The 10,166-nt window shown below is 72.9% G+C and carries 10 protein-coding genes; 5 read left to right on the top strand and 5 right to left on the bottom strand.

Features of this window, described 5'->3' with window-relative positions:
• Positions 1 to 9 precede the first annotated feature (9 nt).
• On the bottom strand, positions 10 to 1,449 hold the full coding sequence (locus ABD241_RS12215) for a right-handed parallel beta-helix repeat-containing protein (protein WP_344062649.1): 1,440 nt from the start codon (positions 1,447 to 1,449) through the stop codon (positions 10 to 12).
• A gap of 126 nt (positions 1,450 to 1,575) precedes the next feature.
• Here ABD241_RS12215 and pyrE point away from each other — a divergent pair, with 126 nt between their 5' ends.
• Complete coding sequence (pyrE, locus tag ABD241_RS12220; protein WP_344062652.1) at positions 1,576 to 2,139, top strand: orotate phosphoribosyltransferase; 564 nt, start codon at positions 1,576 to 1,578, stop codon at positions 2,137 to 2,139.
• 5 nt (positions 2,140 to 2,144) lie between these two features.
• Here the strand turns inward: pyrE and ABD241_RS12225 are convergent, their stop codons facing one another.
• Positions 2,145 to 2,783, bottom strand: a complete 639-nt coding sequence (locus tag ABD241_RS12225; RefSeq protein WP_344062655.1) for a hypothetical protein — start codon at positions 2,781 to 2,783, stop codon at positions 2,145 to 2,147.
• Between the two features lie 131 nt (positions 2,784 to 2,914).
• Here ABD241_RS12225 and ABD241_RS12230 point away from each other — a divergent pair, with 131 nt between their 5' ends.
• Positions 2,915 to 3,652: a LemA family protein gene (locus ABD241_RS12230; protein WP_344062657.1), complete on the top strand. Its 738-nt coding sequence runs from the start codon at positions 2,915 to 2,917 to the stop codon at positions 3,650 to 3,652.
• A 10-nt stretch (positions 3,653 to 3,662) separates the two neighbouring features.
• Here the strand turns inward: ABD241_RS12230 and ABD241_RS12235 are convergent, their stop codons facing one another.
• Positions 3,663 to 4,403: a DedA family protein gene (locus ABD241_RS12235; RefSeq protein ID WP_344062661.1), complete on the bottom strand. Its 741-nt coding sequence runs from the start codon at positions 4,401 to 4,403 to the stop codon at positions 3,663 to 3,665.
• 303 nt (positions 4,404 to 4,706) lie between these two features.
• Between ABD241_RS12235 and ABD241_RS12240 the strand changes: the two genes are divergently transcribed.
• Positions 4,707 to 5,399 (top strand): TrmH family RNA methyltransferase, encoded by a 693-nt coding sequence (locus tag ABD241_RS12240; RefSeq protein WP_344062664.1) that lies wholly within the window; start codon positions 4,707 to 4,709, stop codon positions 5,397 to 5,399.
• 1 nt (position 5,400) lies between these two features.
• Here the strand turns inward: ABD241_RS12240 and ABD241_RS12245 are convergent, their stop codons facing one another.
• Positions 5,401 to 6,600, bottom strand: coding sequence for a citrate/2-methylcitrate synthase (locus ABD241_RS12245; RefSeq protein ID WP_344062668.1), 1,200 nt, complete (start codon positions 6,598 to 6,600; stop codon positions 5,401 to 5,403).
• Between the two features lie 120 nt (positions 6,601 to 6,720).
• On the opposite strand from ABD241_RS12245, the gene ABD241_RS12250 reads away from it, so the two are divergent.
• Positions 6,721 to 7,908, top strand: coding sequence for a citrate/2-methylcitrate synthase (locus tag ABD241_RS12250; RefSeq protein WP_344062671.1), 1,188 nt, complete (start codon positions 6,721 to 6,723; stop codon positions 7,906 to 7,908).
• A gap of 554 nt (positions 7,909 to 8,462) precedes the next feature.
• Complete coding sequence (locus ABD241_RS12255; RefSeq protein ID WP_344062676.1) at positions 8,463 to 9,590, top strand: M24 family metallopeptidase; 1,128 nt, start codon at positions 8,463 to 8,465, stop codon at positions 9,588 to 9,590.
• A gap of 51 nt (positions 9,591 to 9,641) precedes the next feature.
• Here ABD241_RS12255 and ABD241_RS12260 read toward each other — a convergent pair.
• A partial coding sequence (locus ABD241_RS12260; RefSeq protein WP_344062678.1) for an FAD-dependent oxidoreductase occupies positions 9,642 to 10,166 on the bottom strand: 525 nt, incomplete at its 5' end.

Raw genomic sequence — 10,166 nt, forward strand, 5'->3', positions numbered from 1 at the left:
GTCCCGCTTCTAGGGCTGGTACTCGTAGGCGCCGCGGTCGTCGTACCTGCGGCTGCCCACCCCGGTGTTGACCGTGGCCGGGTCGTCGACCCGGGGCCGTCCGGCGGCGTCCTTGGTGGGCTCGCCCGGTGCGCCGGAGTTGGCGGAGTCGATGGCCGGCGAGCCGGCCCGGAGGGTGAAGTCGCCTTTCGAGGGGCTGGTCCAGCGGGGGTCGGCCTGCAGCGCGTGCGACTCCTGCTTGCTGGCCGTCTGGAAGGCCGCCAGCGAGGTGTAGGACGTCGAGCCCCAGACCATCATCGTGCCGCCGCTGACGCTGAGGTTGACGAGGTCGTAGTCGAGGCTCGTCCCGAGCTGGGAGGTGGCGTCGACGCGGATGTTGCCCCGGGTCCGGGGGCACTTGACTGTCCCTCCCGCGCCGTTGGGGCAGGATGCGGCGTTGTCGACCGAGATGTTGTTCGCGAGGGTGAAGCCGCTCGAGGTCCCGGCCGGCACGCCTTCGACGTTGATGCCGGCGCTCACGTTGTCGTAGACGGTGTTGCCGACGACGGAGCTGCCGGTCACGGCGTAGTCGTCGATGCCGTGGTCTCCGGTGATGCAGCCGGAGGTGTTGCCGGTGCTCGGGGCGTTGCAGTTGGTGAGGACCACCGTCGTGAACCCCTTGTTGTGGTAGCTCACGTTGTCGACGATGGTGTTGTTGTTCCCGCCCGGGTAGGACTGGATGCCGGAGTCCTCGTTGTCGTGCACCCGGTTGGAGCCGACGAGGTTGCCGGGGGCTCGCAGGTCGATGCCGACGGCGTTGCGCACGTAGCCGTAGGCGTTCCACGAGCTCTCGTTGCTGGTGACCTGGTTGCCGGTGGACCCGTTGGTCAGGTAGATGCCGGACGCCGAGTTGTCGGTGACGAGGTTGCCCGTGACGACGGAGTTCGTCATCGAGTTGAGGTACATCCCGTATGCCGTGGAGCCCGACACCCGCACCCCGGACCTCCGCACCGTGTTGCCCGACAGCCGGACGCCGGTGGCGTTGTAGACGTAGATCCCGTCCTTGGTGGTGCTCTGGATCGTGAAGCCCGACACCCTGATCCAGCTCTGGTTGGAGATCGTGAAGCCGTGCTTGGCGCCGGAGATCGTCACGGTCGCTCCCGCGGCCGGCTGGAAGGTGATCGGCGAGGCGGACGTGCCTGAGTGCCAGGGGTACACCTCGTCGGTGTAGGTGCCGGACGAGACGAGCACGGTCTGTCCGGCGACCGCCACCTTGGCTGCCTTGGCGATCGTGCAGAAGGGGACCGTGGCGGTGCCCGACCCCGTGTCGGAGCAGCCGCTGCCTCCGACGTAGAGGTAGGTGGCGGCTCCTGAGGCCGCCCCCGTGGAGCTGAGGGCGAGGCCGAGGGCGCCGACGAGGGAGCCGATGGCGAGGGCCGCTCCTCGAGCGCGGAGATCCAGGGGAGCCATGGCTCGTCCTCCCAACCTGCCGGAACCTGATCTCCCAGTGTGGTCACCGGCTGCGCCCCCGAAATCCCCCGTTGGACGGGGCGCGGCCTACGTCGATCGACCGAGGGCGCCCTACGATGGAGCCTCGTGACCCCCGCTGACTTCGCCTCCGCCCGTGCCCGTCTGCTCGAGATCATCAAGGAGAAGGCGATCGTCCACGGTCGCGTGACCCTCAGCTCGGGCAAGGAGGCCGACTACTACGTCGACCTGCGCCGCATCTCCCTCGACGGTGAGGCCGCCCCGCTCGTCGGCATCGTCATGCGGGAGCTGAGCAAGGACCTGTCGTATGCCGCCGTCGGTGGCCTCACCCTCGGAGCCGACCCCGTGGCGACCTCGATGCTGCACGCCGCCGCAGCGGCGGGCGAGCGTCTCGACGCGTTCGTCGTGCGCAAGGCCGGCAAGGCGCACGGCCTGCAGCAGCGCATCGAGGGGCCGTCGATCAAGGGCCGACGGGTGCTGGTCGTCGAGGACACCACGACGACCGGCGCCTCGCCGCTCGCCGCCGTCGAGGCGGCTCGCGAGGACGGTGCAGAGGTGGTCGCCGTCGCCACGATCGCCGACCGCGCGACGGGCGCCGGCGAGCGGATCACGACCGAGGCGGGCGTGGAGTACCGCTACGCCTTCTCCCTCGAGGAGCTCGGCCTCGCCTGAGGCCGTCAGCCGGGAACCGGCGCGCCGACCTGGACGGACAGTCCCCGGCGCAGCGCCCCCACCACCGAGGGCGGGGTGACCAGCCGTGCTCGGCCGGTGCCCGGCCGCGGCACGGGCCGGGCGGCATACGAGTTGTCCGCCAGCCACGGCACCAGGCCGGCACCGGCGACGAGGGCGGGCCCGTCGTCGAGCAGCACGAACGCGCCGTCCGGCAGGTCGGCCCACGCGTACGCGTGCAGCCGGCGGGCGCGTCGCGCGGGGTCCCAGCGCTCGTCGTGGAGCAGGCGGTCGAGCTCCGGAGCGCTGAGGCGTTCCGTGCCGGACACCTCCGCGAGCAGCTCGCGGAAAGCCGTGAACGCGGGTCGCCGGCACTCGGCGCACGGCCGGTGGCCCGCCGCGAACGAGGCGGCCTCGTCGAGGAAGAAGAGCGGCGTGTAGTGACCGGGGTCCCACTGGCGCACGCGCCGGTCCCGGAAGGTGAGCGCGCACGTGATCCAGGCGCGCCCGACGTGGTGACGCCTCACCTCCCGCGTCCCGGAGCCCTCGTGCAACCGGCCACGGTTGCCCGTCCACGCACCCCGGCCGGGCGCCGCGACGACGTCGCCGAGCGGGCTCACCCGGTTGCGGGCCGGCAGGGTGGTCATGCTCGGGACCTTAGCCCCGGGCACCGACCGGAACCGCCCGAGCGGCTTCGGCGTCGCACCGACGGCCCGGTCCGGGAGTGCTCCCCGCACTAGGATCGGCACACTGACCGCCCTGATTCTCGGGAGTACCCATGATCATCGTCTGGATCCTGATCGGCCTCGTCGTGCTAGCCGCGATCGTGGGTGTGGTCATGTACAACGGCCTGATCGGCCTGCGCAACAAGGTCGAGGAGGGCTGGCGCCAGATCGACGTCGAGCTCAAGCGCCGGCACGACCTGATCCCCAACCTCGTCGAGACGGTCAAGGGCTATGCCTCCCACGAGCGGGGGACGCTCGAGGACGTCATGCAGGCCCGGTCCGCCGCGATGTCCGGTGCCTCGACGCCCGCCGCCGCGGCGCAGGCCGAGGGCCAGCTGAGCCAGGCGCTCGGTCGCCTCATGGCGGTCGCCGAGGCCTACCCGGACCTCAAGGCCAACCAGAACTTCCTCGCCCTCCAGCAGGAGCTGACGAGCACCGAGGACCGCATCGCCAGCTCGCGCCGCTACTACAACGCGCTCGTGCGCGAGCTCAACACCAAGGTCGAGTCGGTCCCCTCGAACCTCGTGGCCAACATGGCAGGCGTGAAGCGGGCCGAGTACTTCGAGGCCCCGGCCACCGAGGCCGTGGTGCCCAACGTGTCGTACGGCGGCGACGCGGTCGGCGGCCCGGGCGGCTCGAGCGTCCCCGGCGTGGCGCCCTCGACGCAGCCGGGCGCGGTGGGCGGGCCGTCCACCCAGCCGGGCGCGGCACCCGGCGCGCTGCCGCAGGCTCAGGCCCCCGGCGCGGAGCAGCCCGACCCGACGCGCGACTCCGGCACCCCGAACGCCTGACGGCGCCGGCTCAGCCGCGCTCGGAGCCCGGGACCGGGTCGCTGACCTCGCCGGCGGCGCCGGCGCCCTCGACGCCCTCGGCGCCCTCCGCGGCGACGGCCTTGGCCTCACGGCGGTGCTTGACGACCTCGTAGACCATCGGCAGCACGGAGACGAGCACGACGAGCAGGATCGCGTACTCGATGTTCTTCGTCAGGCCCGGGAAGACCTGGCCGAGGAAGTAGCCGAGGAGCGTCACGCTGAGGACCCACGCCACGGCGCCGACGGCGCTCCAGGTGAAGAAGCGCCGGCGGTGCATGCGGCCGATGCCGGCCACGACGGTGATGAAGGTGCGCACGATCGGCACGAAGCGCCCGAGCACCAGGGCGCGGCTGCCGTACCTGTCGAAGAAGGCGTTCGTCTTGTCGAAGTTGGCCGTGTTGACGAAGCGGCCCTGCCGTGTGTAGAGCGGCTTGCCGACTCCGCGACCGATCTCGTAGCCCACCACGTTGCCGAGGAAGGCGGCGACCGTCAGCGCCGCGATCGCCACGCCGAGGTTGATGCCGATCTGCCCGGTGGCGATGAACAGGCCGACCGCGAAGAGCAGCGAGTCGCCCGGCAGGATCGGGAAGAGCAGGCCGCACTCGATGAAGACGATGACGAGGGCGATGACGAAGAACGCGCTGCCGTACTGCTGGAGCAGGTACGTCGGGTCCATCCACTTCGGGCCGAGGGCGGGGGCGGCAGCCGACAGGGCGGCGAGAGCGTGCATGCGTCACAGGGTATGCGGTCCGCCCGGGAGGGCCTGCATCTTGCCTGTGAGCCATGCGTGGGTGCGACGCGGCCCCCGTTCGGTTGCGAGAACGTCTCGACTTCGTCTCGAGACCGTCTCGATGCCCTGCCCTCGCCGCCGTGGCAGCGCCACCCCGAGCCACGATGGAGGCGGGAGCGAGGGAGGAGGCCGGCGACCGCCGAAGCGCTCGGGGTCGCGACCGCCACGGCGGACGCGAGGGCGACCACCGTGCCTCCTCCCGAACCCACCGGGCGGCCGCCCCTGGGTTCGTAGACTCGCCGGGTGCACCACCCCCCGTCTCAGCCCCAGCCACAGCCACCGTCACCGCCCGCGTCACGGCCGCAGACCTCGGACCCGTCGGCGGCCGAGGAGGTCGGGGTCGGCCCCTGGGCGGGGCCGTGGCCCGAGGGCGACCAGTGGGATCCGGAGCTGCTCGAGCACGGTGACCGGCGCAACGTCGTCGACGCCTACCGCTACTGGCGCCACGACGCGATCGTCGCGGATCTCGACGCCCGACGGCACGACTTCCACGTCGCCGTCGAGAACTGGGGCCACGACTTCAACATCGGCTCGGTCATCCGGACCGCGAACGCGATGGGCGCCGCCGCCTTCCACATCGTCGGGCGCCGACGCTGGAACCGGCGCGGGGCGATGGTCACCGACCGCTACCAGCACGAGCACCACCACCCCGACGCGCCCGCGCTGGCCGAGTGGGCACGCGACGAGGGGCTGACGCTGCTCGGCGTCGACAACCTCCCCGGCTCGGTGCCCCTCGAGACCTTCGACCTGCCGCGCCGTTGCGTGCTGGTCTTCGGGCAGGAGGGGCCGGGGCTGTCGGACCCGATGCGCGCCGCGTGCGCGGCGGTGCTGCACATCGAGCAGTTCGGCTCGACCCGGTCGATCAACGCGGGCGCCGCGGCCGCCGTGGCCATGCACGCGTGGGTGCGCCGGCACGTCTTCGACCAGCGGGTGTAGCTCAGCCCTGCGGGTCGCGGCCGCGCCAGCGCAAGGGCTCCTCGGCGTACTCCTCGACGACGTGCGCGGCGACGCCCACCGATCGGGCGATCTGGAAGACGACCTCGCCGGACTCCGCCGGCAGGCCGAGGGCGTGCAGCACGGCCGCGCTGGCCAGGTCGATGTTCGGGAGGGCGCCAGTGCGCTCGCCGATGATCGTGCCGAGTGCCTCGACGCGACGCCGCAGCGCTGCCGTGCCGGGCCTGCGCCACAGCGCCTCGAGGACGACCTCGGCCCGTGGGTCGCCGTCGGGGTAGAGGAAGTGGCCGAAGCCGGCCACGGAGCCACCCGAGCGGAGCGACCTCGCCAAGAGCGCGGCAGGGTCGGCCCCCTCGGCCAGCAGTGCGTGCGCGGCGACCGGGGCCGCGCCGTGGAGCGGGCCGGACATGGCGGCATACGCGGCGCAGAGGCAGTCGGGGAGCCCGGCCCGGGTCGAGGCAGCCACCCGGGCGGCGATGGTCGAGGCCGTGAGGCCGTGGTCGAGCAGCGACACGAGCAGCACCCGCAGCACGTCCAGGTCACCGGGCGCGTCCGGGCGCCCGCCGAGTGCCCCCAGCGCGAGCGCGGCGAGGTCGTCACCACCCGGCGGGCCGGGAGCCCGCCCGGCGACCAGGGCGACCGCGGCTCGGAGGGTCGGGAGCGCGGCCGCGCGGACGCGCTCGGGATCCGTGTCGGCCGCGAACGGGTCCGCGGCCGCGAGCAGCTGCACCGCCACCGGCATCCTGCGGTGGAGGGGCAGCAGTGCCAGGTCGAGCCCGGCCGTGGCGTCCGGGGCCGAGGCGTCCGGGGACGAGGCGTTCGGGGACGAGGCGTTCGCGGCGGCCGGCGCCTCGAGCACGACGGCCGCGGCCTCCTCGAGCGACCCGAGCGCGACGACGTCGGCGAGCGCGCGGCCCCGGTAGAAGAGCTCGCCCTCCGCCTGCCGGCTGACCGACGTCGCGATGCTGCGGAACCGCAGCACCGGCTGGGGGCCGCCGGCGGGGCGGGTGGCCGTGGCCATCGCGTCGATCTGCGCGCGGTCGAAGAGGCTCTCCTGCTGTCCCGGGCGGCGCTCGCTGCGCAGCAGCCCACGGCTGACGTACGCGTAGAGCGTGGACCGCTTGACGCCGAGCCGCTGGGCGGCCTCCGTCGTCGTGATCCACGGGCTGCGGGGTGCGGACACTGGGCCTCCTCGGGCTGGTTGCGGCGGCGATGTCGATCGAGTCAACAGTTGACGCGATCAACATTGACGGAGTTGATCAACATCGCTGATGGTGAGCAGTGAACCCGAGAGGAGCACGCCATGTCCACCCACTCATCCGTCCCGACACCCACCGGTCTCGTCCTCGTCCCGCCAGGCCTCGCCAAGGTCGTCGTCACCGACACCGAGCTCGGCGACGTGCGGGGTGACGAGGGCTTCTTCCATTACCGGCAGTACTCGGCCGTCGAGCTGGCCGAGAAGGTCGGTTTCGAGCAGGCCTGGCACCTGCTCTTCCACGGGCACCTGCCGTCCGCCGCCGAGCTCGACGCCCTGCGCGAGACCGCCGGCCGGCTGCGGGTCCTGCCCCCGGCGCTCGCCGACCTGCTGCCGGCCATCTGCGCGACGACCGGCGACTCGCTCCAGGTGCTGCGCACCGCCTTGTCCGCATGGGGAGGCATCACCGGGCAGCGGCCGCTCTACGACGCGGACGAGGACGAGCGGCTCTCCTCGGCCATGGCGGCCGTCGCTGTCACGCCGACGATCCTCGCCGCCGCCCACCGGCTGCGTCTGGGTCTCGACCCGGTGCCGGCCGACCCGGACCTGCACCACGCCACCGACTACCTGCGGATGGTGACCGGGAGCCTGCCCGTCGAGCGGGACGCCCGGGCCGTCGAGCAGTATCTCGTCGCCACGATGGACCACGGCTTCAACGCCTCGACGTTCACGGCCCGGGTCATCGCCAGCACCGGCGCCGACCTGGCGGCCTGCCTCGTCGGCGCCATCGGCTCGTTCTCCGGCCCCAAGCACGGCGGGGCACCGAGCCGGGCGCTCGAGGCGCTCGACGAGATCGGCACGCCTGACCGGGCCGAGCCGTGGGTGCGCGAGCAGGTCGCCCGCGGAGCCCGGATCATGGGTTTCGGGCACGCGGTCTACCGCACCCACGACCCTCGCTCGGAGATGCTCAAGGCGGTCGCCCGCGGCTGGGACGACCCCCTCGTCGACTTCGCGATCGGGGTCGAGGCGACGATCGAGCGGGTGCTCGCCGAGCTCAAGCCCGACCGGCCGCTCTACGCCAACGTCGAGTACTACGCCGGCGTCGTCATGCGCCTCGCCGGCCTCGAGCCGAGCATGTTCACGCCGACCTTCTGCGTGGCCCGTGCCGTCGGGTGGACGGCCAACGTCCTCGAGCAGGCGCGGGATCCCAAGATCATCCGCCCCGCCGCGCGCTACGTCGGGCCACCGCCGCCGCAGCCCGTGCCGGCGGGGGAGCGTGCGCCGCTGCCCGCCTGAGGCGGACGGACCCGGCAGAGCCGCCGCCGGGATCGAGCAGGCCCCGACGCATCCGGATGCCGGGGCCTGCTCGGCGCGACCGAGGGAGCGTCGGTCGCTGGTGTCGTCGCCCGGAGCCCTCCGAACGTCAGCTCCACGGTAGGCCCGATCGGGACTTCGCGCGACAGCTCCGAGGTAAGGACTCCGCAAGGGCACGTCAAGGTCCGACAAGCGAGGGCGTCCGCCGCGCGACCCGCAGGGCTGGCATCCGGCCGGCATCGGCCCGGGTCAGTCAGCCGCGGTGAGTGCCTGCTTCCACGAGACCCGGCCACGCGTCTGCATGAGCGAGCGACGGTAGATCCGCTCTCCGACGACGACGGTGACGGCAGAGAAGCAGCGCTCCCGCGACGGCGTAGAGGCACGCCAGGGCGAAGAAGCCGACGGCGAAGAAGAGGACGAACCGCACGACGGCACCCGAGAGGGCCGGCAGCAGACTCGAGGAGTCGGTGATGGAGACGGCGACCACGCATCCCCCTACAAGGGGAGTCGTCGGCGACCGGCGGTAGCGTCTGCCCATGGGTGTCACCTCGTCCGTCCTCGACGTCGCCACGATGCGCTCTCGCCTCGACCGGCTGCGCAGCCACGCTGCGGCTGCGGGGGTCGCGGCGACCGTCGTGTCGCCCGGCTCCGACCTGCGCTACCTGACCGGGATCGCCGGCTCCTCGTTCGAGCGGCTCACGGCGCTCGTCGTGCCGAGCGACGCCGCCGTCGCGCCGGTCCTCGTCTCGCCCGCACTGGAGTACGCCGGCCTGGGCCACGTGCCGTTGGCCGACCTCGGCGTCGAGGTGCGCACCTGGGTCGACGGCGAGGACCCCTATGCGCTCGCCCTCGGCGGGATCCCGACGGGCCGCGTGGCGGTGTCCGACATGACCCCGGCCCTGCACCTGCTGCGGCTGCGGGACGCCGGCGCGGTCGACCAGCAGCTCGCCGGGCCGGTGCTGCGCGAGCTGCGGATGCGCAAGGACACCGCCGAGCTCGCCGAGCTGCGCGCAGCCGGCGCCGCGATCGACCGGGTGCACGCCCGTGTCGGGGAGTGGCTGCGTGCCGGCCGCACCGAGGCCGAGGTCGCCGCCGACATCGCCGCCGCGATCGTCGAGGAGGGCCACGCCGCAGCGGACTTCGTCATCGTCGGCTCGGGTCCCAACGGCGCCAGCCCCCACCACTCGGTCAGCGACCGCGTCATCGAGGACGGTGACGTGGTCGTCGTCGACATCGGTGGCCCACTGCCGTCGGGCTACGGCTCCGACAGCACGCGTACGTATGCCGTGGGCACGCCTCGCGAGCCCGACGTCGCCTCCGCCTACGCAGCCCTGCAGGCCGCCCAGCAGTCCTCGGTCGAGGCCGTGCGCCCGGGCGTCACCTGCGAGGCCATCGACCGCGCCGCCCGCGAGGTGCTCGCCGAGGCGGGGCTGGCCGAGCACTTCATCCACCGCACCGGCCACGGGATCGGGCTCGACGGCCATGAGGAGCCCTACATCGTCGCCGGCAACGACCTGCCGGTCGAGCCGGGCATGACCTTCAGCATCGAGCCGGGCGTCTACCTCGCCGGCCGGTGGGGCGCTCGCATCGAGGACATCGTCGCCGTGACGGACGACGGGGTCGAGCGCTTCAACACCCGACCCACCGAGCTCGTCATCCTCTGACCCGGGCTCCGGGCCCCCGGGCTCCGGGCTCCAAGATCCAGGGCTGGCCGGTCAGGAGTCGAAGCCGACGCCCATCCGGTCGAGCGCCCGCAGCCACAGGTTGCGCCGTCCGGTACGGTCCTCGGCCGCGAGGGATGACCGCGTGGCGCGCACGGCGGCATACCGGATCGGCTCGGGAGGGAAGGGGACCGGCTTGCGCCGCACCATGCCCAGCCGGGTGAGCTCGGTGTCCCTGCCGTCGACGAGGTCGAGGGCGACAGCCGCGCCGAAGCGGGTCGAGGCGACGCCCAGCCCGGTGTAGCCGACGGCATACGCCATCCGCCCGCCGAAAGCGGTGCCGAACACCGGCGTGAAGCGTGAGGTCGTGTCGATGACCCCGGCCCAGCGGTGCGTGAACCGGATGCCCTCGAGCTGCGGGAAGATCTGGAGGAAGTGCTCGGCCAGCAGCCCGTGCGAGGCGTCGTTCTGCTCGAGCGCCGGGTCGATGCGGCCGGGGAAGTGGTAGTTCGCGTCGTAGCCGCCGAAGAGCACCCGGTCGTCGAGCGTCCTGCGGTAGTAGTGGAACTGGTTGCCGGC

The sequence above is a fragment of the Terrabacter lapilli genome (assembly GCF_039531305.1).
Classification (GTDB): Bacteria; Actinomycetota; Actinomycetes; order Actinomycetales; family Dermatophilaceae; genus Terrabacter; species Terrabacter lapilli.

Bases quoted from the DNA above. Each gene is read 5' to 3' on its own strand.
- ABD241_RS12215 (WP_344062649.1), bottom strand. From the start codon at position 1,449: ATGGCTCCCCTGGATCTCCGCGCTCGAGGAGCGGCCCTCGCCATCGGC.
- ABD241_RS12230 (WP_344062657.1), top strand. From the start codon at position 2,915: ATGATCATCGTCTGGATCCTGATCGGCCTCGTCGTGCTAGCCGCGATC.
- ABD241_RS12235 (WP_344062661.1), bottom strand. From the start codon at position 4,403: ATGCACGCTCTCGCCGCCCTGTCGGCTGCCGCCCCCGCCCTCGGCCCG.
- ABD241_RS12255 (WP_344062676.1), top strand. From the start codon at position 8,463: ATGGGTGTCACCTCGTCCGTCCTCGACGTCGCCACGATGCGCTCTCGC.
- ABD241_RS12225 (WP_344062655.1), bottom strand. From the start codon at position 2,783: ATGACCACCCTGCCGGCCCGCAACCGGGTGAGCCCGCTCGGCGACGTC.
- ABD241_RS12250 (WP_344062671.1), top strand. From the start codon at position 6,721: ATGTCCACCCACTCATCCGTCCCGACACCCACCGGTCTCGTCCTCGTC.